We start from the raw sequence: 25,614 nt of genomic DNA on the forward strand, positions 1-25,614 counted from the left end.
CGGCGAAGCGCGGCGCGATCCTTCACGCCCGGCGCAGTGCGGCGCGATCCTTCACGCCCGGCGCAGTGCGGCGCGCTGCTCACGCCCGGAGCAGTGCGGCGCGGCCCGCGAAGCGCGCCGAGTCGCCCAGCTCCTCTTCGATCCGGATCAGCTGGTTGTACTTCGCCGTCCGGTCGGAGCGGGAGAGCGAGCCGGTCTTGAGCTGACCGCAGCCGGTGGCGACCGCCAGATCCGCGATGGTGGTGTCCTCCGTCTCGCCGGAGCGGTGCGACATGACGACGGTCCAGCCCGCCCGCTGGGCCGTCGTCACCGTGGCCAGCGCCTCGGTCAGGGTGCCGACCTGATTGACCTTGACCAGGACCGAGTTGCCGACGCCGGTGCGGATGCCCTCGCTCAGCAGCGTCTCGTTGGTGCAGAACACGTCGTCGCCGGTGAGCTGGCAGCGGTCGCCGACGCGGGCGGTCAGCTCGCGCCAGCCGTCCAGGTCGTCCTCGGCCATCGGGTCCTCGATGGAGACGATCGGATAGGCGTCGATCAGCCGGGCCAGGTAGTCGGCGTGCTCGGCGGAGGTGCGGCGTACTCCCTCGCCCGCGTAGTCGTACACGCCGTCGCGGAAGAACTCGGATGACGCCGGGTCCATGACGAGGCCGATGTCCGTTCCGGGGCGGTAGCCGGCGCCCTCGACGGCGGTCAGCACGAAGTCGAGCGCCTCCTCGGCGGTACGCAGCTCGGGCGCGAAGCCACCCTCGTCGCCCACGCCCGTGGAGTGCCCGGCGGCCAGCAGATCGCGGCGCAGGGTGTGGAAGACCTCGCTGCCCATGCGGACGGCTTCGGCGAAGGAGTCCGCGCCCACGGGAACGATCATGAACTCCTGGAAGTCGAGCGGGTTGTCGGCGTGGGCGCCGCCGTTGACGATGTTCATCATCGGCAGCGGCAGGAGGTGCGCGTCGGCGCCGCCGAGGTAGCGGTAGAGGGGCTGGCGGTGGGCCGCCGCGGCGGCCTTGGCGACGGCGAGGGAGACGCCGAGGATCGCGTTGGCGCCGAGCCGGGACTTCGTGGCGGTGCCGTCGAGGGCGATCAGCGCGGCGTCCAGACCCGCCTGGTCTGCCGCGTCCCGGCCGCGCACGGCCGCCGCGATCTCCCCGTTGACGTTGGCCACCGCACGGTCGACGCCCTTGCCGTGCCAGCGCGTCGGGTCTGCGTCGCGCAGCTCCACGGCCTCCCGGGCGCCGGTGGAGGCGCCGGAGGGGACGGCGGCCCGGCCCAGAGACCCGTCCGTCACCGTGACGTCGACCTCGACTGTGGGGTTGCCCCGGCTGTCGATGACGCGGCGGGCGGTGACGGTCTCGATGGTGGTGGTGATGGTTCCGGCTTCCAGTGCGGACATGGGAGGTCCTTTTCGTTGTCGCCTGCCGTGACCCCAGCTGCGACAACGCTGGCGCTGAGCCCGACAGCGGCAAACCCTACAGCAATGCTGATCAGTCATGCTGAACAGCCCCGCTGAACAGCATTGCTGTGCAGGTCAGGTGCCCAGCAGTGCTGACGAACGGGGTAAAGTGCCGTGTGCCCACCTCGGAAGCCGCCGCCATCGCCGCCGAACTGCGCACCGCGATGGGCAAGCTCACCCGGCGCGTCAAGCACGAGGACCGCATCCCGCTCGGTCAGATCGCCGTGCTCGGCGCACTCGACCGCGACGGCGCCATGACCACCAGCGACCTCGCCGCCGACCAGCGCGTACGCCCCCAGTCGATGGCCCGGGCGGTGGGGCTGCTCATGGAGCAGAAGCTGATCACGCGACGGGCGCACCCCACGGACGGCCGCAAGTCGCTGGTCGAGCTGTCGGACGCCGGCCGGGCCGCACTGGAGGCGGAGCGCAGCCGCAGAGCCGGTTGGCTCGCCCAGGCCATCGAAGCCGAACTCACGGACGAGGAGCGGGCGTTGCTGGCCCGCAGCGCCGCCCTGCTGGAACGGCTCGCCATGCGCTAGACGCTCCCCTCGACGGCCGGGCCGCCGTCGACGAGCGTCAGGGTTCGGGCAGCGCAGCCCAGCCGAGGAAGCGCACGTAGAGCGCTGCCGGGTCCGGGCCGTCGTGCGGGTTGAGTCGGTACAGGTCCGCCGCCGCGTCGTGCAGAACGGTGCACAGGTAGATGCTCAACGCGATCCGGTCGTGGGCGTACTCGCGGCGGAGGCTGAGCCGGGCGACCGCGCATGGCCAGGGCCCGGCGCAGACCCGACAGAGCCACAGTGGACGCAGCGGCAGGTGCGGTCGTGGCGTGATCGCGCGGTCGTCCGGGGCGGTCCGGGACATGGCGTGGGAGTCCTTTCGAGCTGAATCGTCTCTGACGTCACCTCCCCGTGGGCCGTCTCGCTTTCGGCGACGTCGCCGAGTTCGTGGTCGACCGCGCGATGACCGCCATCCGCCCCAACCACCGAGATCTTGGACAGTTTCCGTTGGTGGCTAACGGAAACTGTCCAAGATCTCGAATAGTTCGCCCAGCCTGGGGGTGGGACCGCCCGGCACGGGGGTTCGGGCGGTCCCGCGCGACGCCGCCGGGCCCGGGGGACGGGGAGCGGTGCCGCACTTCACAGTCTGGTGATCGGGCGACTACGGTCGGAAGGGTTTTGCCGGGTCGTCACAGCCGTCCTGTTTCCGGTGGTGATGCCGCTGGCGGCCGGCTGGAGTTGATCGTCGACGGGGTGGAGAGGCGGCAGGTCATGGCCGATGGGCAGATGACGGCGGCGGCGTTCCTGGTCACCGAGCTGCGCCGGGCGCGCGTCCGCCGGGGTTGGAGTCAGGACGAGCTGGCCAAGGCGGTCAACTACTCGCCGTCCATGGTCAGCGCCGTCGAGCTGGGCCAGCAGCCGCCCACCGGCAAGTACCTGGAACTCGTCGACCGCGCCCTGGACACCGGCGGCCTCTTCACCCGCATGGCCTCCGAACTGGTCAGCCTGGACAAAGCGCAGGTCTGGCTGCGCGGTTGGCGTGCAATCCTCGCGGAGGCGCGGGCACTGCGATGGTTCGACCCGCTGCACGTCCCTGGCCTGCTGCAAACCGAAGGCTATGCACGCGCTGTCTTCGAATCGGACAGACTGCTCGACACCGATGAGGTGGAGCGGCGACTGACGGATCGGATGGACAGTCAGCAGGTTCTCTACTCGGACCGACCGCCGCACGTCGTCGCTGTGCTCGACGAGTCCGTGCTTCGGCGGCGCGTCGGCGGGCGGAAGGTCATGTGCGAGCAGGCTCTGCACCTGGCGCGGTTGGCAACCGAGCATCCGCGAGTCCAGCTACATGTGGTGCCTCGCTCGGCCGAGGAGTACCCAGGTCTGAACGGACCGTTCATCCTCGCCACCGTGGCAGACCACAGCGACCTCGCCTACCTCGGTGGCCAGATCGGCGGCCAGGAGCTGGACGGACCAGCGGATCTGCTGCGTCTACAGCGGACCTGGGAGGCTACTCTCGGGCAGGCGTTGCCACCGCAGGAGTCGGTTGAGGTGCTGAGGGAAGTGGCGGAGTCGTGGAGTTGACCCGAGCTGTCTGGCGCAAGAGCATCCGGAGTGGTTCCAACGACCAGTGCGTCGAGGTGGCTACGAACCTTGGGGGCGTGGTCGGGGTGCGCGACAGTAAGGACCCGGACGGGCCCGTGCTCGTGGTCGACGCGTACTCCTGGCGGCTCTTCGTGGTCGCGCCCCCGCGCTGACGCGACAGCAGTGCCCACGGCGGCGCGAAAACGGCTCGACCGTGTCGCGGGACGGCGGGGATGATCCAGCCATGGATGGCGACGACCTGGTTCCTCCAGGGAGCGAGCGGCTGCGGTTCCGGCGGTTGACCGTTGCCGACGTGGACGCGTTGGTCGAGTTGGACAGCGATCCCGAGGTGATGCGTTTCCTCACCGGCGGCGTCGCCACCCCGCGCGCCACAGTTCAGGGCGAGCACCTGCCGAAGCTGCTCGCCCAGTACGACAGGCATCCCGGCCTCGGTCGGTGGGCGGCCCTCGATCGGGAGACCGGTGACTTCCTGGGCTGGTTCGCCCTCGATCCGTCAAAGGACGGCGCCGAGGCCGAGTTGGGCTACCGGCTGCGCCGCGCGACGTGGGGGCGCGGCCTGGCCACCGAGGGGTCGCGGGCGTTGGTCCGGTACGCCCTGGACGTCGTGGGTGTGCGTCGGGTGTGGGCGCAGACGATGGCTGTCAACGAGCGGTCCCGGCGGGTGATGGTGAAGGCGGGGCTGCGCCACGTGCGCACCTTCCACCTCCAGTTCGACGACCCGATCCCGGGGACCGAGCACGGCGAGGTGGAGTACGAGCTGCGGGCCGACGTCCCTCAGGACCTGCCGGCGGCCCTGCGGGCGCGGTAGGCGGTCACGGCGGCCCGGTTGCCGCAGCCGGCCTCGCAGAACCGCCGCGACCGGTTGCGGGACAGGTCGACGACGACGTTGTCGCAGTCCGGGTACTCGCAGATCCGCAACCGGCTCAGCTCGCCCATGCGGACCAGGTCGGCGATCGCCATCGCCGCCTCCACCGCCATCCGGGTGGCCAGCGGCGCGTCGCGGGGCACGGCGTGCAGGTGGTACGGCTCGTCGTCGTGCTCGATGAGCTGCGGCAACGCCCGGTGTTCCAGCAGCAGGGCGTTGACCATGGCGACGACCTCGGGCGGTTCGGCGTGCCAGATCCGGCGCAGCCGGGGGCGCAACTGCCGCACGGCGCGCAGCTCGGCGTCGGTGTGCTCGTGGCGCCCGCTGTAGGCGTGCCGGGTGAAGAAGGCGTCCAGCGCGGCGACGTCGGGCAGCAGCTCGCCGTCGCGGCCCGCGGTGTTGACCAACGCGGTGGCGGCGATCAACGAACATTCGGTGTCATGAGCGAATAGCAACTTGACTCCTGTCACGGTGGCCGCCTAGCGTCATGAGCACAAGGATAGTTTGCTCATGACACCGTGTCGTCCCCGAGGAGCGCGAGATGCAGTCACGACCCGCCGCCGGCGCTGCGCTGGCGCTGCTCTCCGCAGTCACGTTCGCCACCTCGGGCACCTTCGCGCGGTCGCTCATCGAAGCCGGCTGGTCGGCCGAGGCCGCCGTGATCGCGCGGGTCGGCGTGGCCGCCCTGGTGCTGGCGATCCCCGCAGTGCTGTCCCTGCGTGGCAGGTGGCACGTGCTGCGCAGCAACAGCGCGGCGGTCGTGATGTTCGGGCTGCTGGGGGTCGCCCTGGCGCAGGTGTGCTTCTTCAACGCCGTGCGTTACCTGCCGGTCGGCATCGCGCTCCTGCTGGAATACCTGGGCATCATCCTGGTCGTCGGCTGGATGTGGCTGCGGCACGGTCAACGCCCCCGGCGGCTCACCGTGGCCGGCTCGGCCGCCGCCCTGTGCGGGCTGGCCTTCGTCCTGGATATCACCGGCACCGCCGGCTTCCACCCGGTCGGCGTGCTGTGGGGGCTGGGTGCCGCGTTCGGCCTGGCCGGCTACTTCGTGCTCGCCGGACGGGTCGACCCCCGGCTGCCCTCGGTCGCCATGGCCAGCGGCGGGATGGCCGTCGGCGCGGCCGTGCTGCTCCTCGTCGGGCTGACCGGTCTGCTGCCGCTGCGCGCCACGTTCGGCGATGTCGCGTTCGCCGGGCACCGCACCTCCTGGCTGCTGCCCATCGTCGGGCTCACCCTGGTCGCCGCCGTGATCGCCTACCTCGCCGGCATCGCCGGCACCCGCATCCTCGGGCCCCGGCTGTCGTCGTTCGTCGGGTTGACCGAGGTGCTGTTCGCGGTGCTGATCGCCTGGCTGTTCCTCGACGAACTGCCGACCGCGTGGCAGCTCTTCGGCGGCGCGCTGATCATCGCCGGGGTCGCCCTGGTGCGCCTCGACGAACTGCGCGGTACGCCCGCGCCCGCCCCCGGTGAGCCCGCGCTGGCGGCAACCACCCGGTGAGAGAGTGGTACCCGTGCTGACCACAGTGGTGTTCGACGCCGACGAGACCCTGCTGGACCTGCGGCCGGCGGTGACCGCCGGGCTGGTGACCGTCCTCGACGAGATGCGCCGCCGAACGCCGGACGCCGCCGACGTGACGCTCGCCGAGCTGGAGTCCGACTGGGATGCCGTCTTCGGCGAGCTGAGCGCCGCTCCGGTGCTGGAGATCCGCCGCGCCGCGCTGGCCCGGTCGCTGGCCCGCGCCGGGCTCGACGACCACCTGGACGAGATCGCCGCCCTCTTCTTCGCCCGCCGTTTCGCCCTCACCCGGCCCTTCCCGGACGTCCCGCCGGCCCTGGCCGCGCTGCGCACCCGGTACACGCTGGGCTTCGCCACCAACGGCAACAGCCGCGCCGAACGCTGCGGGCTCGCCGGGGAGTTCGCCTTCGAGATGTACGCGCACGAGAACGGCCTGCCCAAGAAGCCCGCCCCGGAGTTCTACGCGGCGGTGGTCGCGACCGCCGGAGTCCCCGCCGAGCAGATCGTGTACGTCGGTGACTCGTGGGAGCACGACGTGGTGGCACCCCGACGGGCCGGCCTGCGGTCGGTGTGGTTGAACCGGTACGGGCTGCCCCGCCCGGCCGGGGTCACCCCCGACGCGGAGGTGGCCACCCTGGCCGACCTGCCGATGGTCCTGTCGGAACTGGCGACGGGATCGGCCGACCGGGTGGACGTGGGCATCGAGCTGGGCGGATGAAGGAGAGATTCACCGCCATAACGGACGTTCACCTGGCGTAAAGCCGGCAGGTGTTGTGTGATGGCTGCCACGTCCCTCAACGAGAGGATCCGATGTGGTGAGCAAGCGCTTCACCGCCGGTGCCGTCGCGACCGCGGCAACACTGGCACTTACGGCAGCGGGCCTGGGTGTACCGGCCACCGCCGCGCCGAGCACCTCCCGCACCTTCACTGTCGTGGCCGAGGACGGCTTCGCCGCCGACACGGCTGTCGCCGCCATCCAGGCGGCCGGCGGCACCGTGGTGTCCCGGTCCGACGAGGTCGGCATGTTCCAGGTCACCAGTGATCGGGCCGACTTCGCGGCCAGGGCGACGGCAGCCCCGAGCCTGATCGGCGCGGCCGAGCAGAAGGCCATCGGCCGCAAGCCGAAGCTGGACCGGGTCGAGCAGGAGCAGGCTGCTGGCGCGGCCGGTGCTGCGAGCGCAGCTGGCGCGGCCGGCGCTGCCGGTGCGGCCGGTGCCGGGAAGAAGGGTGCCAAGCTGGACCCGCTCGACGAGAAGCTCTGGGGTCTGAAGATGATCCGGGCCGACGAGGCCCGCAAGGTCGAGCCCGGCGACCGTCGGGTCACCGTCGGCGTCCTGGACACCGGCGTCGACGCCAGCAACCCGGACATCGCGCCGAACTTCAACTGGTCGCTGTCGCGCAACTTCGCACCCGACATGACCGATGTGGACGGGCCGTGCGAGGTGCCGAGCTGCCTCGACGCCGTCGGCACCGACGACGGCGGGCACGGCACCCACGTGGCCGGCACCATCGGCGCCGCCGCCAACGGCTTCGGCCTCTCCGGTGTCGCCCCGAACGTCTCCCTGGTCGAGCTCAAGGGTGGCCAGGACTCCGGCTACTTCTTCCTCAACCCGGTGGTCAACGCCCTGATCTACGCAGGCCGGTCCGGGATCGACGTGGTCAACATGTCGTTCTACGTCGACCCGTGGCTCTACAACTGCACCGCCAACCCGGCCGACTCGGCGCAGGCGCAGGCCGAGCAGCGGGCCATCATCAAGGCGATGAAGCGGGCGCTGATCTTCGCGCACAATAAGGGCGTCACCCTGGTCGGCGCGCTCGGCAACGGCAACGAGGACCTGGGCGCACCGCGTACGGACACCACGAGCCCGGACTACGGCGCCGACCCGTACCCCCGGCCGATCGACAACAACAGCTGCTGGGACCTGCCCACCGAGGGCCCGCACGTGATCGGCGTGTCGTCGGTCGGTCCGTCGGGCAAGAAGTCGGACTTCTCCAACTACGGCACCGAGCAGATCTCCGTCGCCGCGCCGGGTGGGTGGGCCCGGGACGGGTTCGGGACCCCGACGTACAACACCCCCGGCAACCGGATCCTCTCCAGCTACCCGCTGAAGGTGCTCCAGGAGGAGCCGATCTCCACCACCATCCCGGACCCGAAGGTGGACGCGAACGGCAACATCGACCCGCGGGTCGCCACGAGCGTCTTCAAGCAGTGCAAGCCCAACGGTGAGTGCGGCTACTACACCTACCTCCAGGGCACCTCGATGGCGTCCCCGCACGCCGCCGGTGTCGCCGCGCTGATCGTCAGCCGGTACGGCAAGCCGCAGGGCCGGGGTGGCTTCGGCATGTCGCCGGACGTGGTCGAGCAGCACCTCTACCGCACGGCAGCCGAGCACGCCTGCCCGGAGCCGCGCCTCCAGCAGTACCGCAACGAGGGCCGGGACGAGACCTACGACGCGTACTGCGCCGGTGGGGTCAACTTCAACGGCTTCTACGGGTACGGAATCGTCGACGCGTACGCGGCGGTGAAGACCCCGCTCAAGCCGAACGCCCGCCCGTAAGTCACCACCGCGAGGCCCGGTCGACGCTCGTCGACCGGGCCTCGTCGGCGTCTTCGGCGTCCGGGCCTCGGGCTTGATCGACTCGGGTTCCTGGATGGCGGGGTATCGCGGGCCCGGGGACAGCCCGACTTCCAGGAATCCGAGTGGATCACGTCGGCCCCGGGTGACGCCGCCAGCCGCGGGCACTCAGCGCGGCGCGCACCTCGCGGAGCACTGCCGGGAACTCGGTATGCATTCGTCGACTGGTCACATGCAGCACCAACCAACCCGCTCCGACGAGCAGGTTGAGTCGTCGACGATCGCGATGCAGCTGATCGGCGTCGGCGTGCCACTGCCCGTCGTACTCGACCGCTACGCGGTATTCCGGCCACGCCAGGTCCGGATGGAGGACCACGCCGTTGGGCAGGCGTATCGGATGTTGAACGACGGGGCGGGGCAGCCTGCCCAGCACCAACCGCACCCGCAGCTGCGATTCCGGCGGGGACTGGGCTCCGCCGTCAGCCAGGTCGAAGAGCCAACCTGCCCGGCGACTCCCGGCCCGGTTCGCGTTACGAGCCGCCGCCTCGATCAGAGCGCCGCGATCGGTCAGCCCCTGCCCGAGCATCGCGTCGATGATGCTGACCGCACGGATCGGGTCGAGCCAGACTGCGGTCTCCCAGGCGGCCTGCCCGGGGTCGGAGCGGGGGATCGAGCCGCGCGGGAACCGGAGGGGCTCGGCGGGCGTCCGGCTCTCACCCCACCCGCCCCCCGCCGAGTTGGCCCGTCCGGCCGCCATCGCGCGCCCCCGGGACCGCCGCGCGTCCACGGGGCGGGTAGCGCCCGCTCGTGGTGCGGGGCCCGACCCGGGTGGGCGTTCTGACCCGGGCGGCCGTTCTGGGCCGGGTGGGCGTTCTGGGCCGGGTGGGCGTTCTGGGCCGGGTGGGCGTGCTGACCCGGGTGGGTGGGAATTGCCGGTTGGGTGGGCTGTTCGTGGAGAGCCTGACGCGGCCGGGTGCTCAGGTCCTGTTGGGTGAATCGTTCCGGTCGGGTGTCCCGCTTTCGGCGCAGCGCTGGTGCCCGGGCAGGTCATCAGCCGACCGCGCGCCTCCGGGTCAAGGGGCGCGGGGTGGACGTGCACGCGGAGGCCGCGTTGCGCGCCGACCCGAAGCGATCGGGGCACGAGGACGTGCACGTCGTCGGTGAAGGCGGCGGCGTGTTCGATGCCGTGCAGGAAGGCGGCCGACGGGCCACCGACGGCTACCCCGGGCGGTAGCCGGAGGAGGGCGGCGCGACAGGCCAGGGCGTGGTCCCGATCCAGCCGCGCGTCGGCGTAGATGTCGTGGCGCAGCCGCACCCAGGCGGCGCTGCGCAACTGGTGCTCGCTGAGAAGGCCGGCCCGGACAGCGTCGGAGCCACGGAAGACCTGCCAGGTGAGGGCATCGGGTCGGTACGGACGAGGTGGCATGTCGAACAGCGTGCGGACCGCGAACCACCGGACGAAACCCCTGTGGACAACCCGCCCCGAGCCTCCGTCGGACCCTGTGGACAACCGCGTGCTCACGCGCCGATCTTGGTATGACACCCACGGTGATCGACTCGCGTTCATGGAAATCGGGCTGTCGCTGGTGCTGGGATACCGCGCTTTTCACGAACCCGAGTTGATCAAGGGTCGGGTGGGTCAGCGGAGGGCGGCGGTGACGGCTGTGGCGGCGGCGAGCACCTGGGGACCGATCAGGTCGACGTCCAGCGGGGCGAGCGCGACCACCCCGACGCTGGCCTCCAGACCTGGCACGCCGAGCACCGGCGCGGCCACCCCGTACGCCCCGGACTGCAGCTCGCCGCTGCTGCTCACCGGCTCCGCGGCGCCGCCCCGACCGGCCAGGATCGCCCGACCCGCGGCACCTCGGTCCAGGGGATGCCGCGCCCCGGTCCGGTACGCGACGTGGAACGACGTCCAGCTCGGCTCGACCACGGCCAGGGCGACGCCCTCGCCGCCCTCCACCACTGTCAGGTGTGCCGTGGCGCCGGCCTGCTCGGCGAGCCGGCGTAGCGCGGGCAGCGCCCCCTCGGCGAGCAGCGGCTGGGCGCGTCGGGCCAGGTGCAGCACCCCGGCGCCGAGGCGGAGCCGGCCGTCGCTGTCGCGGCGCAGCATCCCGTGCGTGGTCAGCGGGCCGACGAGCCGGTAGACGGCCGCCCGGCCGATGCCGAGTCGCGTCGCCACCTCGGTGACCGTCAACCCGGCCGGCGCGTCGGCGACCAGGTGCAGCAGTCGCAGACCCCGGTCGAGAGTCTGGGACGTCTCCCCGGCCCGGCCGGACCCCGCCGTCTCATCCACAGCACGCAGCGTACGACCCGGCACCGGCGGACCCGTACAGGCGCGGACGGCTACCCTTGTACGGTGACGCTACGCCTGTATGACACCGCCACCCGATCGGTGCGGGACTTCGTCCCGCGGGAAGCCGGCAAGGTGGGGGTCTACCTGTGTGGTCTCACCCTCCAGGCGCCGCCGCACATCGGTCATCTTCGGTCCGGCGTCAACTATGACGTGCTGCGTCGCTGGTTGCTGGCCGCCGGCTACGAGGTCACGTTCATCCGCAACCTGACCGACATCGACGACAAGATCCTCGTCAAGGCGGGGGAGCGGGGTCTGCCGTTCTGGTCGATCGCGTACGCCAACGAGTTGATCCTCGCCGAGTCGTACCGGGCGTTGAACGTGCTGGCGCCCACCTACGAGCCGCGCGCCACCGGGCACATCCCGGAGATGCACGAGCTGATCACGAAGTTGATCGCGGACGGGCACGCGTACCCGGCCACCGACGGCTCCGGGGACGTCTACTTCGACGTGGCGTCCTGGCCGGCGTACGGGTCGCTGTCGGGTCAGTCGCCGGACGCGATGCAGTCGGCGGGGGACGCCCCCGACCGGGGTAAGCGGGACCCCCGCGACTTCGCCCTCTGGAAGGGCGCCAAGCCGGACGAGCCGGCGGACGCGTACTGGCCGTCGCCGTGGGGGCTGGGCCGCCCGGGGTGGCACATCGAGTGCTCGGCGATGTGCTGGCGCTACCTCGGCCCGGAGTTCGACATCCACGGCGGTGGTCTGGACCTGACGTTCCCGCACCACGAGAACGAGATCGCCCAGTCCCAGGCGGCCGGGTTGCCGTTCGCCCGCTACTGGGTGCACCACGGGCTGCTCAGCATCGGCGGAGCCAAAATGGGCAAGTCCGCCGGCAACGCGCTCGACCTGGCGTACGTGGATTCGCTCGGCGTGCGGCCGGTGGAGCTGCGCTACTACTACGCCGCCGCCCACTACCGCTCGGTGATCGACTACTCGGAGGACTCGCTGCGCGACGCGGCCACCGCGTACCGGCGGATCGAGGGTTTCGTGCAGCGGGCCGCCGAGCGGGTGGGCCCCGGGCAGCTCGGTGAGCTGCCAGCCGGCTTCGTCGCGGCCATGGACGACGACCTCAACACCTCCGCCGCGCTGGCCGTGCTGCAACAGCACCTGCGCGACGGCAACACCGCGCTGAGCACCGGCGACGATGTGACCGTCCGCACCACCCTGGCCGCGGTACGGGCGATGCTGGATATCCTCGGCATCGACCCCTTCGACGAGGCCTGGACCGGCGGCGGCAGCTCGAACGATCTGCGCGCCGTGGTGGACTCCCTGATCGCGCTGGCCCTGGAGCAGCGCGCGCAGGCCCGGGGCCGCAAGGACTGGGCCGCCGCCGATGCGGTACGCGACCAGCTCAAGCTGGCCGGCGTGGCGGTCGAGGACACCCCCCAGGGCCCCCGTTGGACTATTGGAGAGCAGGACTGATGGCCGGCAACTCGCAGCGCCGTGGCCGGCGACTGACGCCGAAGGCGGGCGCCCCCAAGGGCTCCGGCGGCAAGAACAAGGACTCCCTCACCGGACGCGGACGCACCCTGCCCGCCGACGAGCGACCCTGGCACAAGGGTTACTCGGGCACCGAGAAGCTGCCGCAGCGCACCGCCTGGAAGCAGGACAAGGAGCGCCGGGCGGCGGCCGAGGAGGGGCGTGCCCCCAAGATCGGCCAGCCGGGCAGCAAGGACACCACCTGGGGCAAGGGCGGTGGCCGGGGCGTACCGGCGAGTCGGGGTGGCGCCGCGGGTCGGGGTGGTCGGCCGACCGCCGGCCGGAGCGGCCCCCGGGTCGCGCCGGGTCGCAAGTCCAACCCGTCCAAGGACACCCCGGAGCTGCTGGTCGGGCGCAACCCGGTGCTGGAGGCGCTGCGCGCCCAGGTGCCGGCGACGGCGCTGTACGTCGCCCAGGGCATCGACATGGACGACCGGATCAACGAGATCATCCGGACGGCCGCCGACCGGGGCATCGCCAACCTGGAGATCAGCCGCGCCGAACTGGACCGGATGACCGGCGGCGTGCTGCACCAGGGCGTCGGGTTGCAGGTGCCGCCCTTCGCGTACCAGCCCTTCGAGGACATGGTCGCCGCGGCCCTGGAGCAGCAGGCGCCGCTCCTGGTGGCGCTGGACGGGGTCACCGACCCGCGCAACCTGGGCGCGGTGATCCGTTCGGCCGCCGCGTTCGGCGCGCAGGGTGTCTTCGTACCCGAGCGGCGGGCTGCCGGGATCACCGCGACCGCCTGGCGGACCAGCGCCGGCGCGGCCGCGCGGGTGCCGGTGGCCCAGGTCACCAACCTGACCCGGTCGCTGAAGGCGTGCCGGGACGCCGGCTTCATGGTGGTCGGCCTGGACGCCGACGGCGACACCGACCTGTACGACCTGGAGGCCGCTGTCGGGCCGCTGGTGGTGGTGGTCGGCTCCGAGGGGCGCGGGTTGTCCCGGCTGGTCGGCGAGACCTGCGACCTGACCGTGAGCATCCCGATGATCTCCGAGGTGGAGTCGCTCAACGCCAGTGTGGCCGCCGCGGTCACCCTCGCCGAGGTCGCCCGCCGGCGCTCGGTCGAGCTGTAACGACTGTCGACGAGGCCCCTTCCCGCAGGTGTGCGGGAGGGGGCCTCGTCGTCAGATCTGGTGGGTCCAGGCGACGAAGAGCAGCGCCCCGGCCACCGCGATCAGCAGCGTGACCGGAATCAGCCACGCCGGGGCGCGCTCCCCGTCGAGACGTCGGGTCAGCCGCTGGTGCACGGCGGCGATGCCGATCAACGCGAGCAGGCCGGCGGTGGCCATCGGCAGGCCGACGAGGAAGTGCGCCACCCACGCGCCGGCCCGGGTCGGACCACCCCAGGAGTGGTCGTAGGGGCCGCGGTCGACGATGCCGTACAGCACGCCGCGCAGCACCATCAGCAGTTGAACACCGAGCGGCAGCAGGGCCACGAGGCCGAGCAGCAGGCTGAGCAGCCCGTGGCCGAGCACGCTGAACGGGCCGGGTCGCCGGTCGGGCGCGGGCACCGGGGGTGCTCCGAGCAGTCCGGTGCGAAGCCTGCGCCACCGCGCGGCGGCCGCACCGGCGCCACCCACCGGGGCGGTCACCAGCGCGAGCAGGGCGACCGGCACCAGCGCCGCGCAGTAGGCGAGGCTGCGGCCGGTCAGGCGGGCCGTCCGGCCAAGCCGGGAACTGGTGATCGGGTGAACGGTGGCGGACACGGCGTCTCCTCGGGTTGGGCGTGCCGCGACGCTACGGGCGCGGCCCGCCCTGCCGAGTCACCCCGCGGAGCCACATTGGTGCTGGCACCTGGGGGTGAGAAACCCTTTCCGGGTACGACGAAAGGGGCGGCCCGCCGAAGCGGACCGCCCCTTTCCGGTACGGCGTTACGTCAGATCCGGCCGCCGGTGGCGGCGTGGAAGACGTGGCTGCGGCCGGTGCGCGGCTTGACGAACACGGTGTCGCCCATGTTCGGCATGGTGCGCCGGTCGGTGCGGACGACGAAGCGCTCCGAGTTGCCACCCAGCGCGGCGTGCCCGTAGACGTTGGCGTCCGAGCCGAGGTCCTCGACCAGCTCGACGACGACCGGCATGCCGCCCTCGGTCGGGCTGACCAGGTCGCAGTCCTCCGGGCGGAAGCCCACGGTCACCTTGCCGTCGCCACCCTCGGCGCGGGCCGCAGCGACCTGCTCGCGGGTCAGCGGGATGTGCAGCTCGGCGAACTCGGCGCCCTGCTCGTTCAGCGGAACGGTCTTGATGTTCATGGCGGGAGAGCCCATGAAGCCGGCGACGAACACGTTGGCCGGGGTGTCGTACAGCGCCCGCGGGGTGTCCACCTGCTGGAGCACACCGTCGAGCAGCACGGCGACCCGGTGGCCCATGGTCATGGCCTCGACCTGGTCGTGCGTGACGTAGACCGTGGTGACGCCCAGCTTGGCCTGGAGCGACGCGATCTGGGTACGGGTCTGCACGCGCAGCTTGGCGTCGAGGTTCGACAGCGGCTCGTCCATGAGGAAGACCTGCGGCTCGCGGACGATCGCCCGGCCCATCGCGACACGCTGACGCTGACCGCCGGAGAGCGCCTTCGGCTTGCGGCTCAGGTACTCCTCCAGCTGGAGCAGCCCGGCCGCCTCCTTGACCCGCCGGTCGATCTCCGACTTGGAGGTCTTGCGCAGCTTGAGGGCGAACGCCATGTTCTCGTACACCGTCATGTGCGGGTAGAGGGCGTAGTTCTGGAAGACCATCGCGATGTCGCGGGCCTTCGGGGGCAGGTGGGTGACGTCGCGCTGGTCGATGTAGATCGAGCCGGCGTCGACGTCCTCCAGGCCGGCGAGCATGCGCAGGCTGGTGGACTTGCCACAACCGGAGGGGCCGACGAGAACGAGAAACTCGCCGTCGCCGATCTCGAGGTTCAGCTCGTTGACGGCGGGACGCTCGGTGCCCGGGTAGATCCGGGATGCCTTGGAATAGGTGACCGTAGCCATGGTGGTGCGCTTCCTTTCACCGGCAGGAACGTGCCGGACGATCCGAGTGAAGGAGCGACCGGCACGTACCCGTGCCGGTCAGCGGACGGCGGGTCGGCCGCGGGGGCGGCCGTGGTGTCGTCCGTGTCACTGCACCGTAAACGGCTTTCACCGCGCTGCCAAGGTGAGGGGCCCTCGGAAGTGATCCATTGCCCACGCATTCCGGGCACTCGGGCACGGGCAGGTATCAATCGACGTCTCCTCAAGGCGGTGGGGCGTCGGGTTGTTGACGTTTCCCGTGCTCGGGAGCCCTCGCGAGCGGGATATCCGGACGTCAGTCGCTATGCTGACCTCGACGCACGCGCCCCTGTAGCTCAGCTGGCCAGAGCACTCGCCTTGTAAGCGAGATGTCGCCGGTTCGATCCCGGCCGGGGGCTCCATATCCACAAGGCTTTTCCCGATCGACTCTGCCATGAGTCGATCGGTTGACAGCAACGCTGACAGCAACGGCACTCACGAGAGCTTCCCGTCGAGCTTGCCAAGAGCCTGACGCATCGCGTCGCATCCCGGTCTTCTTCTGCGATCCCCACAGCCCGTGGCAGCGCGGAACCAACGAGAACACCAACGGCCTGCTACGCCAATACTTCCCCCAGGGCACCGACCTCAGTAGACACAGCGTTGACGACCTGGCGGCCGTCGCTCTCGCGCTCAACAGCCGCCCCCGCAAGACACTCGGTTGGCGAACTCCCGCTGAAGCACTCAACGACCACCTACTATCACTCAGACAAGGCAGTGTTGCGACGACCACTTGAGCCCGGTCTGAGTCCCGCGGTCCGAATGGTGAATGACCTGGTCTCGGGCGGGTCGGCGGTGCTGGATGGCCATGCCGACGGCGTCGAGGATCAGCTCAGTCCGCAGGTGATCGGCCATCGCCCAGCCCACGACGCGGCGGGAGTAGGCGTCGACCACGACCGTGAGGTAGAGGAAGCCTTCCCAGGTGCGCAGGTAGGAGATGTCGGCGACCCACAGCCGGTTCGGTGCGGTGGCGGTGAACTGTCGCTGGACCAGGTCCGGCGCGGTCGCCGTGGACGCGGCCCTGCGGCGGGGCTTACCGCGCCGCCGGCGGTGGGCGCCCTCAATGCCGGCCAGCCGCATCAGCCGGGCCACCGCCTTGCGGTTCCACCGGTGGCCGCGCTCGTGCAGCTCGGCGGTGAGCCGTCGGGCGCCATAGACACCGCGGTGCTCTGACCATGCCTGCTGGGTAATCTCAACGCGCTGCTGGTCGTGGCGTTCCCGCTCGACAGCGCGCTGACGCCCCTGCCGAAGCCAGTCGTAGAAGGCGCTGTGGCCGACGCCGAGCAGTCGGCAGAGCAGACCGACCGGGTAGCTGGTCTTCCCCGCGTCGATGAACCGGTACACCTCAGTCCGGTTCACCGCTCCGTCTCGCGTGCGAAGAAGACCGCCGCTTTTTCAAGATCTCCTTCTCCAGCTCTAGCTGCGCGACCTGACGCCGCAGCCGCACCAGCTCAGCCCGCTCGTCAGCGGCCAGATCGCTCAGCCGGCCGCCGTCGCGTTCCTGCCGCATCCGGTCGACCCAGTTACGCAGCGTCTCGTGGTTGACGCCCAACTCCCGGCCCACGTCCCGCAGCGTGCGACCGGAGTCGAGCACCAACGCCGCGGCCTGACGCCGGAACTCCTCGGGGTACTTGCTCTGTCGAGCCACAGCGGTTTCCTCCTCCTCGGCAGGATGCCAAGTCAGGAGGTGTCCGGTCTCAGGGGGTCACTTCAGTCGCAACCTCTCTACACTGCACCGCGTGACACTGCAGGCGTACGACCGTGGGGTGCTCGCTGTGCAGCGCCGGGCCTTCGAGCAGGCTCGCGAGCAGTTGGAGCTGGCCGGGCCGGATGACCGGGCGCTGCTCCTGCTGGGCCAGCTGGCCAGCAGCGGCCACGGCGAGCAGGCAGATCCGGTGAGGGCGCGCGGGTTGTACGAGCGTGCGGCTGAGTTGGGCAATGCCGAGGCGGCTCATAACCTCGGGGTCCTGTACGCCACCGGCCGGGGAGTCGAGCAGGACCAGGCGGCGGCGTTGCGGTGGTATCAGCGTTCGGCCGAGTTGGGCAGCGTGCCCGCTCGCCGGATGGTCGGGCTGATGTACGCCACCGGCCAGGGCGTGCCGGTGGACCAGGACGAGGCGGAGCGGCACTGGCGCATGGCTGGCGCCGCCGGGGAGGCGCAGGCGCTGCACGATCTGGGCACCCTCTTCGCGTACCACAAGGTGGACCCGCCGGAGGCTGCGTTCTGGTATCTGGAGGCGGCCAAGGCGGGCATCGAGATGGCCGAGCGGGAACTGGCTTTGCTAGCGCCGAAGCTAAGCATGCCGGCTTCGGTAGACAGCCGGGCGCGCACGATGCTCGGCGTGATCCACGCGTTCCATCTCGGAGATCCGGCCGGAGGCGTGGAACTACTGACCGTATCGGCGGATGACGGGGACCCAGTTGCCCAGCGCACGCTCGCGTATCTGGTCCAGCATGGCATCGGCACGACACAGGACGACGCTCGCGCGAACGCTCTCTACCAGGCCGCAGCCGAGGCAGGGGACGCATTTGCTGCGTTCAACCTGGGGGTGCTGTCCGGTGGGTCTGACGAGGCGGTGCGCTGGCTGCGCCAAGCGGCCGAGGCCGGGGTCACTGAGGCGTATCCACGGCTGGGTGACCGACTCAGCGAGCGTGACCTCGACGAGGAGGCGCTGCAGTGGTACGTGCGCGGCGCCGAGGTCGGCGACAAGGGCAGCATGTTCGCGGCGGCTTGCTGGTACCGCGACGGATTCGGCGGACCGGTCGACCTTGTGCAGGCACTTCGGTGGTACCTCGCCATGTTGAATGTCGGCAGCGGCGACGGCATCCACGAAGCACACGCGACCGTGCCACGAATGACCGCCGATGAAATCCACGAGGCAGGCCGGCTCTCGGGACGGCTGCTGGAGGCGGACCTCTTCGTGCAGCGGCAGTCTGCCCCGAGCGCTGCCTCCGATTGACCTGATGCTTCTGCCGGCGCAGGCACCCGCTGCATTGCGTCCGGAGCTGGCCGGGATGGGGGCGACGCCGCAGAGCCGGGCGAAAGCCGCTTCGGAGTGCAGGCGATGAGGGTTGTCGCCGGCGGTGACGAGGAGTTGCCCAGCGGTGTCGACTCCGACGCCAGGCAGCGCGACCAGATCCGGGGCGGTGGCGGTGACGAGGGCGGCCAAGTGGCTGTCGAGATCGTCGATCTGCCGCTCCTATAGTTCGGGTATCACCGACCGTCGAGGAGTCGCATGAGCCCGGTCGTCGCGATCGCCGGCAGTGCCCAGGTCAACCGCTCCTACTCGCCCGCCGTACGCGACCCGGGAGCCGCTCCCGCCGCGGCGGCGGAACTGGGCGCGGCACTCGCCAACCAGGGCTGCCGCATCGTCGTGTACTCCGGTGATCCCGAATACCTGGAACGGGACGTCGTGCGCGGCTACATCAGCTCCGGCCGGGCGACGCCCGGGTCGATCCTGGTCCGTGGTCGCTACCAGCAGGACGCGGGCTTCGCGGAGGCCGAGCGGCACCCGGAGCTGTTCACGGTCGTGCCCGAGTCGACCGACGACTGGGAGGTCAGCTTCTACCGGTCGCTGCTGACGGCCGACGCGTTGCTGCTGGTGGGCGGCGAACGCTCCACGTTCATCGCCGGGCTCATCGGTCTGTCCCGGCGCATCCCGGTGGCGGCGGTCGCCGCGTTCGGTGGAGGCGCGGAGAAGGTCTGGCAGCGCCTCAGCGGCGAACGCGGCGTCGCCACCGAGGAGGAGGTGGCGGTGCTCGCCAGGCCGTGGCAGCCGGGCGCCGCCGAGCCGATCGTCACCGCGCTCTGCGCCCAGGTGCAGCGCCGAGCCGAGCAGGAACGCGCCTCCCGCGAGGCCGAGCGGGCTGCCGGGCGGCGTACGGTGGCGGGCCTGGTCACCGCGCTTGTCCTCCTGCTGCTCGCCCTCGCCACGATCCCGCTGGCGTACGCCGCTCCGGCCGGCGGCTGGCAGAACGTCGCGGTTCTCGTGGCCGCCCCGCTGTTCGCCTCGGTGTGGGGTGCGATCGTGCGTAACGCGTACGACGGCGGTGGCAGCTGGCTGCGGGCGGCGGCGTTGGGCTCGGCCGCCGGTGTCATCGCCTTCCTGCTGTTCGTCGCGGCGCAGATCGCCACGAACCCGGGCCTGCTCGACGGTGACGCGGCGCGGCAGTTGGTCTTCTTCGTCCTGGCCATCGGGTTCATCGGCGGGTTCACGTCCGAGGTCGTCTACGCCAAGCTGCGCGACCAGGACGTGGCGCAGACGTCGGTCCTTCCGCCGGGCGGCCTGCGGTGAGCCGGGCCGTGGAGGAGTCCAACCGGGCGATGCTGCGGGCGCGCGACGCGATGGACCGGTCGTACGCCGAGCCACTGGACATCCCCGCGTTGGCCCGGATCGCGCACGTCTCCGAGGCGCATTTCATCCGCACGTTCCGGGCCACGTTCGGCGAGACGCCACACCGCTACCTGCAACGCCGCCGGGTGGAGCGGGCCATGACGCTGCTGGTGGAGACGGACCGGGACGTCACGGACATCTGCTACGCCGTCGGCTTCGGCAGCCTGGGCACGTTCAGTCGGACGTTCCGGCAGATCGTGGGGGAGTCCCCCACGGATTTCCGGCGTCGCCGCGCGGCGACGGGCAACGTGCCGTCCTGCTTCACCAAGGCGTGGACGCGTCCCAGCAGTTTTGGATAAGCAGCAGGTCAGGGCCACCCTCTACGGTCATGGCATGACGATGAACGCGATCAGCCGCTCCCAGATCTACGTCCTCGACCAGGACGCGGCGCTGGACTTTTATGTCAACAAGCTCGGTATGGAGGTCAACACCGATCAGGATCTCGGCTTCATGCGCTGGTTGACGGTGAACCTGCCCGGTGACCCGGAGCGCGAGATCCTGCTGGAGAAGCCGGGCCCGCCGGCGCTCGACCCGGCGACTGCCGAGCAGGTGCGGGAGCTGCTCACCAAGGGCGCCCTGGGTGGGTACCTCTTCATGACCACCGACGACGCCCGCAAGACCCACGAGGATCTCGTGGCGAAGGGCGTCGAGATCACCGACGAGCCGACCGAGCGCCCGTACGGGATCGACTTCGGCATCCGGGACCCGTTCGGCAACAAGATCCGTATCGGCCAGATGTTCCCCCGGGCGTAACGTCAAGATCGAAAACCCGAGGGCGCGGGCCGGTCCCGCGCCCTCGGGTGTGTTTGGGTGTACGGCATGCGAACGCGGTTGCTGTACCTGGCCCGGCACGCCGAACAGGACCTCACCGGGCATGCCGACACGGACTCGATCGAGCCGGATTCCGGCCTGTCCGAGCGCGGCCGGCGGCAGGCCACGCTGCTCGGTGAGCGGCTGCGGGGCCGACCGTTCGCCGCCGTACACCACGGGCCGTTGCGCAGGGCCGCGCAGACCGCCGAGGTGGTCGCCGCGGCACTGCCAGGCGTTCCGGTGTACGCCACGGAGCTGGCCGGCGACCACCTTCCGCACGACACGGACCCGGCCGGGCTGCCGTTGGCGTACGCCAATTTCCTGGCCGGGTTCTCGACGGCCGAGCGGGCCGACGGGCCGCGGGTGACGGCGGCGGCGGTGCGGCGCTTCACCGGCCCGGCGGTTGCCGACGAGGGTGCAGCCGACGGCGAGCCGGTTCGTGAACTGGTGGTGACGCACACCTTCCTGATCGCCTGGCTGGTCCGGCATGCCCTCGACGCGCCGGAGCGGCGGTGGCTGGGTTTGAACCACCACAACGCGGGGTTGACAGTCATCCGGTACGGCGTGGCGGGGCCGCCGAACCTGATCGCCGTCAACGACGTGGCGCACCTGCCGGCGGAACTGCGCGGCACCGGTCTTCCCCCGGACTACCTGGTCTGAGCCGCCGGTCAGCCGGTGACCCGCAGCAGCAGCTCGACGAGCGCACGGGTCGCCGGCGGCGGCGCGGGATCGGCGGGGCAGTCGACGTACCCGGTCTCGACGGCGCCGATCCTCAGGCGGTAGGTGAACGCGTCCGCGCAGCTCGACGCGGTGGCCGTGCGGCGGGCCTCGGTGGTCAGTCGGGGGTCGGCCGCCAGGCCGCGTAGCCGGCCGAGGTCGGCGGCGTCGAGCTTTCCGGTACGACGGCTGCCGGCCCGGTCAACCACGGTCCACCGCCCGTCCGGCTCGACGGTGATGTTGTCGCCGCGCCCGGCGAACCCGCCGGAGCGGAACAGCGCGACGCGCGCCCGGTCGTCGGCTTTCGGGCCGCTCTTCCCGGGGCCGCTCTGCCCGGGGCCGCTCGGGACTGGGCCGCTCGGTGCGGGGATGTTCGTGAGGTCCGGGCCTGCGGTCGCGCCGCTGCCCGAGGGCAGGTCGGTGGGGGCGGCAGCCCGGTCGGTGCCGGTGCAGCCGGCCAGGAGGGCGGCCAGGAGCGCGATCGTGACGCCGGTCGTCGAGGCGGGTCTCATGTCCGTCGGACGTGTCATTGCCGGCGTTGGTTCCCTTGTCAAGGCCCTCATCCGTTCGGCCAGTCTCAATGTCTGGGAGCGGTCCAAGGCTTCTCTTTTCCTCAACACATCGCTATATCTACATGCGTGACTACCCCCGTCACACCCTTTCTCCTTTCAGGAGGGCACGTGAAACGACCCCTCGCGGCCGTCAGCGCAGCGCTGCTCACCAGCGGCCTGCTGACCTGCGTCGCCACCGCGGCGCACGCCGCCCCACCCACCGCTCCCGCGCCGGACGCCTCCGCCGCGGCCCGAGCGGCGACCGTCCTGCGGACGAACCCCGGCGCCGTCCAGGGTTCGAGCGCCGAGTCCTACCAGGTGCGCAGCACCCGGGTGGACGCCTCCGGTGCGGCGCACACCCGCTACACCCGCACCTACCAGGGGCTTCGGGTGTACGGCGGTGACTTCGTCATCCACACCGCGCCGAACGGCACCTACGCCGGCAGTTCGGTTGCACTTGCCGCGCCACTGACCGTCCCCACCACGGCCCGGATCACCGCGGACGCGGCGAAGAAGGCGGCCCGCGCCGGGTTCAACGGCAAGGCCGAGGCCGTGGGCGCTCCGGAACTGTTCGTCGACGCCAGCTCCGGCAAGGGCCGGCTGGCCTGGGAGACGGTGGTCAGCGGCTGGCAGCCGGACGGGCAGACGCCGTCGCGGCTGCACGTGATCACCGACGCCACCTCCGGCGCGACCGTCGGCTCGTTCGACGAGATCGAGTCGGTCACCGGCAGCGGCCAGGGCATCTACACCGGCTCGGTGAGCATCGACACGACGCTCTCCGGCAGCACGTACCAGATGATCGACCCGGTGCGCGGCAACGGCCGCACCTGCGACATGAACAACGGCACCTCCACCTGCACCACCTTCACCGACGCCGACAACGCGTGGGGCACCGGCGCCAACTCCAACCGGCAGTCGGCCGCCGTGGACGCGCACTTCGGTGCCGCGAAGACCTTCGACTACTTCAAGAACGTGCACGGCCGCAACGGCATCTTCGGCAACGGCAGCGGTGTGCCCAGCCGCGTGCACTACGGCAACAACTACGTCAACGCGTTCTGGGACGGCGCCCAGATGACCTACGGTGACGGCTCCAGCAACGCCCGACCGCTGGTCTCGCTGGACGTGGCCGGGCACGAGATGAGCCACGGCGTCACCGAGGCGCTCGCTGGCCTGGTCTACTCCGGTGAGGCCGGTGGCCTCAACGAGTCCACCAGTGACATCTTCGGCAACATGATGGAGTTCTACGCCGCCGCGCCGAGCGACCCGGGCGACTACCAGGTCGGCGAGAAGATCAACATCAACGGCAACGGCACCCCGCTGCGCTACATGTACAACCCGTCGCTGGACGGCTCGTCCGACAGTTGCTGGTCCACCAGCACCAAGAGCAAGGACGTGCACTACTCCTCCGGCGTCGGCAACCACTTCTTCTTCAACCTCGCCGAGGGCACCGGCGCCACCTCGTACGGCACCTCGCCGGTCTGCGGTTCCGCTCCGGCGGTCACCGGCATCGGCCGCGCCAAGGCGGAGAAGATCTGGTACCGGGCTCTGGACGTCTACTTCACCTCCAACACGTCGTACGTCAACACCAGCAACCCGGCGAACACCGCCCGCGCCTACAGCCTGCGGGCCGCGACCGACCTGTACGGCAGCTGCTCCACCGAGTACAAGGCCGTGCAGGCCGCCTGGACGGCCGTGAACGTGGCCGGCAGCGACTCGAACTGCTCGACCGGCAACGACTTCTCCGTGTCGCTGTCGCCGACCGCCGGCTCGGTGAACCCGGGCAGCGCGGCCTCCACCACCGTGTCGACCGCCACCACAAGCGGTACGGCGCAGACCGTGACGTTCTCCGCGTCCGGCCTGCCCAGCGGGGCGAGCGCCGCGTTCAGCCCCGCCTCGGTGACCTCGGGCGGCTCGTCCACCCTCACCATCAGCACCTCGGCGAGCACGCCCCCCGGCACCTACTCGGTCACCGTCAACGGCGTGGGAGCGGTCACCCGCAGCGCCACCTACACGCTGACCGTGAACGGCACCGGGGGCGGCTGCACCTCGGCGGGCCAGAAGCTGGCCAACCCGGGCTTCGAGTCCGGTTCGACCGGCTGGACGACCAGCTCCGGCGTGATCACCAACTCCAGCAGCCAGGCGGCCCACGGCGGGTCGTACAAGGCATGGCTGAACGGGTACGGCACCAGCCACACCGACACGCTCGCCCAGTCGGTGGCCCTCCCGGCCGGCTGCTCGTCGTACACGGTCAGTTTCTGGCTGCACATCGACTCGGCCGAGACCACCACGAGCACGGCGTACGACACGCTGCGCGTGCAGGTGCTCAACTCGGGCGGGACGGTGCTGGCCACGCTGGCGACCTACTCCAACCTGAACAAGGCCACCGGCTACAGCCAGAAGTCCTTCTCCCTGGCCGCGTACGCCGGCCAGACCGTCAACCTGAAGTTCACCGGCGTCGAGGACTCCTCGTTGCAGACGTCCTTCGTGGTCGACGACACCGCTCTCAACGTGTCCTGACCTGACCGGCACGCGGGCCCGGCGGCCATCCCCAACGGTGGCCGCCGGGTCCGCGCCGTCGTGTTTCTGGCAATCTTGGACAGTTGTCGTGAGCTCATGACGGAAACTGTCCAAGATTCGCTTCAGCGTGGAATTCGGGGTGAACGTGTCGGACGCGGAACTGACCGTCGCGGTGACCGGGCCGGTGGCGACCGTGGTGATCCACAACCCGGCCCGTCGCAACGCGATGACGGCCGCCATGTGGCGGCAGCTCCCCGAACTGCTCGACCGGCTGGAGCCCGACCCCGACGTACGGGCCCTGGTGCTCACCGGCGCGGGCGACGCCTTCTGCGCCGGCGCCGACCTCGGTGACCTGGCCGAGCTGCTGGACGCCGGTGACACCAGCATCGCGGTGGCCGCCGAGGAGCGGCTGGCCGGCTTCGCCAAGCCGACCATCGCGGCGATCCGGGGCGCCTGCGTCGGGGGTGGCGCTCAGCTCGCGGTCGCCTGTGACCTGCGGATCGCCTCGGATGACGCTCGCTTCGGCGTACCGCCGGCCCGGCTCGGGCTGGTCTACCCGGCACCGACGACGCGGCGGCTGGCCCGGCTGGTCGGCCCGTCGGCGGCGAAGCACCTGCTGTTCACCGCCGAGCTGATCGACGCCGACCGTGCCCTGCGGATCGGCCTCGTCGACGAGGTGCTGCCGGGCGACCGGCTCGCCGCCCGGGTGGACGACCTCACCGCCACGATCGCCCAGCGATCGCCGCTGAGCGTCGCCGCCGCCAAGGAGATCGTCGACGACCGGGCCGGACCGGCGCGGATCGCCTGGTGGCACCGGAAGGTGGCGGACAGCGGCGAGGCCCGCGAAGGCGTCGCGGCCATCGCCGAGCGCAGGACGCCCCGCTTCGCCTGGCGCGCGCCGACACAGCGTTGAGACTGGTCGCCTGAGCGCCGCCGCCGCCGTCGCCGTCGCCGTCGTCGTCGTCGCCGTCGCCGTCGTCGTCGTCGTCGCCGCCGTCGCCGCCGTCGGCCGAGGCATCGCTGCGGTAGGCCCGCCCGCCGCGCTGGATCCCGGTGCCGGCTCGGCCCGGTAGCACCCTCCCTTTCTTCCCTTTGCTCTGCTTCAGCGGAGGCGACACTCGCGGGCCGTGAGTGTCGCCTCCGCTGAAGCAGAGCAAAGGGCGTGCATAGGTATCCGCGGACCCCGCGCGCCGGGTCGGCCATGCCTCGGCCGGAGTTCCATTCATTGCGAAACCTCGATCCCGGGTGGTGCCGGGCCGGTG

The 25,614-nt window shown here is 71.1% G+C and carries 27 protein-coding genes, 1 tRNA gene and 2 pseudogenes; 19 read left to right on the plus strand and 11 right to left on the minus strand.

Features of this window, described 5'->3' with window-relative positions; translation table 11 throughout:
* Positions 1-79: 79 nt before the first annotated feature.
* Positions 80-1,387: a phosphopyruvate hydratase gene (eno, locus tag AB0B39_RS19470; protein WP_357498257.1), complete on the minus strand. Its 1,308-nt coding sequence runs from the start codon at positions 1,385-1,387 to the stop codon at positions 80-82.
* A gap of 176 nt (positions 1,388-1,563) precedes the next feature.
* Here eno and AB0B39_RS19475 point away from each other — a divergent pair, with 176 nt between their 5' ends.
* A complete protein-coding gene (locus AB0B39_RS19475) occupies positions 1,564-1,986 on the plus strand; it encodes a MarR family transcriptional regulator (RefSeq protein ID WP_234583379.1) in 423 nt (140 codons plus the stop codon).
* 37 nt (positions 1,987-2,023) lie between these two features.
* Here the strand turns inward: AB0B39_RS19475 and AB0B39_RS19480 are convergent, their stop codons facing one another.
* Positions 2,024-2,308 carry a hypothetical protein gene (locus AB0B39_RS19480; RefSeq protein WP_234583378.1) on the minus strand — a complete coding sequence of 95 codons (285 nt, stop codon included), beginning with the start codon at positions 2,306-2,308 and terminating at the stop codon, positions 2,024-2,026.
* A 407-nt stretch (positions 2,309-2,715) separates the two neighbouring features.
* On the opposite strand from AB0B39_RS19480, the gene AB0B39_RS19485 reads away from it, so the two are divergent.
* From AB0B39_RS19485 to AB0B39_RS19495, 3 genes are all read left to right on the plus strand, one after another.
* Positions 2,716-3,528 (plus strand): helix-turn-helix transcriptional regulator, encoded by an 813-nt coding sequence (locus AB0B39_RS19485; protein ID WP_357575050.1) that lies wholly within the window; start codon positions 2,716-2,718, stop codon positions 3,526-3,528.
* Complete coding sequence (locus AB0B39_RS19490; RefSeq protein WP_357574981.1) at positions 3,519-3,701, plus strand: DUF397 domain-containing protein; 183 nt, start codon at positions 3,519-3,521, stop codon at positions 3,699-3,701. Before AB0B39_RS19485 ends, AB0B39_RS19490 begins: the two co-directional genes overlap by 10 nt.
* A 71-nt stretch (positions 3,702-3,772) precedes the next feature.
* Entirely contained in the window at positions 3,773-4,357 is a 585-nt protein-coding gene (locus tag AB0B39_RS19495; protein WP_357494942.1) for a GNAT family N-acetyltransferase, read from the plus strand.
* On the opposite strand, the gene AB0B39_RS19500 is transcribed toward AB0B39_RS19495, so the two are convergent.
* Positions 4,324-4,869 (minus strand): CGNR zinc finger domain-containing protein, encoded by a 546-nt coding sequence (locus tag AB0B39_RS19500; protein ID WP_234583374.1) that lies wholly within the window; start codon positions 4,867-4,869, stop codon positions 4,324-4,326. The genes AB0B39_RS19495 and AB0B39_RS19500 overlap by 34 nt on opposite strands.
* 86 nt (positions 4,870-4,955) lie before the next feature.
* On the opposite strand from AB0B39_RS19500, the gene AB0B39_RS19505 reads away from it, so the two are divergent.
* From AB0B39_RS19505 to AB0B39_RS19515, 3 genes are all read left to right on the plus strand, one after another.
* On the plus strand, positions 4,956-5,912 hold the full coding sequence (locus tag AB0B39_RS19505) for a DMT family transporter (RefSeq protein ID WP_357494940.1): 957 nt from the start codon (positions 4,956-4,958) through the stop codon (positions 5,910-5,912).
* Positions 5,913-5,925: 13 nt separating this feature from the next.
* Complete coding sequence (locus tag AB0B39_RS19510; RefSeq protein WP_357574982.1) at positions 5,926-6,648, plus strand: HAD family hydrolase; 723 nt, start codon at positions 5,926-5,928, stop codon at positions 6,646-6,648.
* 97 nt (positions 6,649-6,745) lie between these two features.
* The gene (locus tag AB0B39_RS19515; RefSeq protein ID WP_357494936.1) at positions 6,746-8,488 is read left to right on the plus strand and encodes a S8 family serine peptidase; all 1,743 of its coding nucleotides are present in this window, start codon (positions 6,746-6,748) and stop codon (positions 8,486-8,488) included.
* Positions 8,489-8,636: 148 nt separating this feature from the next.
* On the opposite strand, the gene AB0B39_RS19520 is transcribed toward AB0B39_RS19515, so the two are convergent.
* Entirely contained in the window at positions 8,637-9,092 is a 456-nt protein-coding gene (locus AB0B39_RS19520) for a DUF559 domain-containing protein (protein ID WP_357574983.1), read from the minus strand.
* A 501-nt stretch (positions 9,093-9,593) separates the two neighbouring features.
* On the opposite strand from AB0B39_RS19520, the gene AB0B39_RS19525 reads away from it, so the two are divergent.
* Positions 9,594-9,740, plus strand: a complete 147-nt coding sequence (locus tag AB0B39_RS19525; RefSeq protein WP_357574984.1) for a hypothetical protein — start codon at positions 9,594-9,596, stop codon at positions 9,738-9,740.
* A 405-nt stretch (positions 9,741-10,145) separates the two neighbouring features.
* Here AB0B39_RS19525 and AB0B39_RS19530 read toward each other — a convergent pair whose 3' ends face one another.
* Positions 10,146-10,802, minus strand: a complete 657-nt coding sequence (locus tag AB0B39_RS19530; RefSeq protein ID WP_234583368.1) for a helix-turn-helix domain-containing protein — start codon at positions 10,800-10,802, stop codon at positions 10,146-10,148.
* A 63-nt stretch (positions 10,803-10,865) separates the two neighbouring features.
* Here AB0B39_RS19530 and cysS point away from each other — a divergent pair, with 63 nt between their 5' ends.
* Both cysS and rlmB read left to right on the plus strand, forming a co-directional pair.
* A complete protein-coding gene (cysS, locus tag AB0B39_RS19535; protein ID WP_234583367.1) occupies positions 10,866-12,281 on the plus strand; it encodes a cysteine--tRNA ligase in 1,416 nt (471 codons plus the stop codon).
* On the plus strand, positions 12,281-13,414 hold the full coding sequence (gene rlmB, locus AB0B39_RS19540; RefSeq protein WP_357574985.1) for a 23S rRNA (guanosine(2251)-2'-O)-methyltransferase RlmB: 1,134 nt from the start codon (positions 12,281-12,283) through the stop codon (positions 13,412-13,414). The genes cysS and rlmB overlap by 1 nt, the downstream gene beginning before the upstream one ends.
* A gap of 51 nt (positions 13,415-13,465) precedes the next feature.
* Here the strand turns inward: rlmB and AB0B39_RS19545 are convergent, their stop codons facing one another.
* Positions 13,466-14,047: a hypothetical protein gene (locus AB0B39_RS19545; protein ID WP_357574986.1), complete on the minus strand. Its 582-nt coding sequence runs from the start codon at positions 14,045-14,047 to the stop codon at positions 13,466-13,468.
* 170 nt (positions 14,048-14,217) lie between these two features.
* Entirely contained in the window at positions 14,218-15,309 is a 1,092-nt protein-coding gene (gene ugpC, locus AB0B39_RS19550; RefSeq protein ID WP_357494926.1) for a sn-glycerol-3-phosphate ABC transporter ATP-binding protein UgpC, read from the minus strand.
* A gap of 342 nt (positions 15,310-15,651) precedes the next feature.
* Here ugpC and AB0B39_RS19555 point away from each other — a divergent pair.
* Together AB0B39_RS19555 and AB0B39_RS19560 are read left to right on the plus strand one after the other, a co-directional pair.
* Positions 15,652-15,728: transfer RNA gene (locus tag AB0B39_RS19555), tRNA-Thr, on the plus strand.
* Between the two features lie 123 nt (positions 15,729-15,851).
* A pseudogene (locus AB0B39_RS19560) lies at positions 15,852-16,100 on the plus strand (IS30 family transposase); the annotation flags it as partial.
* On the opposite strand, the gene AB0B39_RS19565 reads toward AB0B39_RS19560, so the two are convergent.
* Positions 16,069-16,722, minus strand: coding sequence for an IS3 family transposase (locus AB0B39_RS19565; RefSeq protein ID WP_357574987.1), 654 nt, complete (start codon positions 16,720-16,722; stop codon positions 16,069-16,071). The pseudogene AB0B39_RS19560 and the gene AB0B39_RS19565 sit on opposite strands and share 32 nt — an antisense overlap.
* The gene (locus AB0B39_RS19570) at positions 16,709-17,011 is read right to left on the minus strand and encodes a transposase (RefSeq protein WP_357574988.1); all 303 of its coding nucleotides are present in this window, start codon (positions 17,009-17,011) and stop codon (positions 16,709-16,711) included. Before AB0B39_RS19570 ends, AB0B39_RS19565 begins: the two co-directional genes overlap by 14 nt.
* A gap of 91 nt (positions 17,012-17,102) precedes the next feature.
* Between AB0B39_RS19570 and AB0B39_RS19575 the strand changes: the two genes are divergently transcribed.
* Complete coding sequence (locus tag AB0B39_RS19575) at positions 17,103-18,323, plus strand: tetratricopeptide repeat protein (protein ID WP_357574989.1); 1,221 nt, start codon at positions 17,103-17,105, stop codon at positions 18,321-18,323.
* Positions 18,324-18,413: 90 nt separating this feature from the next.
* On the opposite strand, the pseudogene AB0B39_RS19580 reads toward AB0B39_RS19575, so the two are convergent.
* Positions 18,414-18,533, minus strand: a pseudogene (locus AB0B39_RS19580) (IS110 family transposase); the annotation flags it as partial.
* Between the two features lie 66 nt (positions 18,534-18,599).
* Between AB0B39_RS19580 and AB0B39_RS19585 the strand changes: the two are divergent.
* From AB0B39_RS19585 to AB0B39_RS19600, 4 genes are all read left to right on the plus strand, one after another.
* Positions 18,600-19,658 (plus strand): hypothetical protein, encoded by a 1,059-nt coding sequence (locus AB0B39_RS19585; RefSeq protein WP_357494911.1) that lies wholly within the window; start codon positions 18,600-18,602, stop codon positions 19,656-19,658.
* On the plus strand, positions 19,655-20,056 hold the full coding sequence (locus AB0B39_RS19590; protein WP_357494909.1) for an AraC family transcriptional regulator: 402 nt from the start codon (positions 19,655-19,657) through the stop codon (positions 20,054-20,056). The genes AB0B39_RS19585 and AB0B39_RS19590 overlap by 4 nt, the downstream gene beginning before the upstream one ends.
* Positions 20,057-20,090: 34 nt before the next feature.
* Positions 20,091-20,510 carry a VOC family protein gene (locus tag AB0B39_RS19595; RefSeq protein WP_030327852.1) on the plus strand — a complete coding sequence of 140 codons (420 nt, stop codon included), beginning with the start codon at positions 20,091-20,093 and terminating at the stop codon, positions 20,508-20,510.
* Between the two features lie 66 nt (positions 20,511-20,576).
* Complete coding sequence (locus AB0B39_RS19600; protein WP_357574990.1) at positions 20,577-21,227, plus strand: histidine phosphatase family protein; 651 nt, start codon at positions 20,577-20,579, stop codon at positions 21,225-21,227.
* A gap of 8 nt (positions 21,228-21,235) precedes the next feature.
* Here the strand turns inward: AB0B39_RS19600 and AB0B39_RS19605 are convergent, their stop codons facing one another.
* The gene (locus AB0B39_RS19605) at positions 21,236-21,796 is read right to left on the minus strand and encodes a hypothetical protein (protein ID WP_357574991.1); all 561 of its coding nucleotides are present in this window, start codon (positions 21,794-21,796) and stop codon (positions 21,236-21,238) included.
* A 168-nt stretch (positions 21,797-21,964) separates the two neighbouring features.
* Between AB0B39_RS19605 and AB0B39_RS19610 the strand changes: the two genes are divergently transcribed.
* Complete coding sequence (locus AB0B39_RS19610) at positions 21,965-24,352, plus strand: M4 family metallopeptidase (protein ID WP_357494903.1); 2,388 nt, start codon at positions 21,965-21,967, stop codon at positions 24,350-24,352.
* A gap of 139 nt (positions 24,353-24,491) precedes the next feature.
* Positions 24,492-25,265 (plus strand): enoyl-CoA hydratase/isomerase family protein, encoded by a 774-nt coding sequence (locus tag AB0B39_RS19615; protein WP_357575051.1) that lies wholly within the window; start codon positions 24,492-24,494, stop codon positions 25,263-25,265.
* Positions 25,266-25,614: the final 349 nt, after the last annotated feature.

The sequence above is a fragment of the Micromonospora sp. NPDC049114 genome, assembly GCF_040648635.1.
GTDB lineage: Bacteria > Actinomycetota > Actinomycetes > Mycobacteriales > Micromonosporaceae > Micromonospora.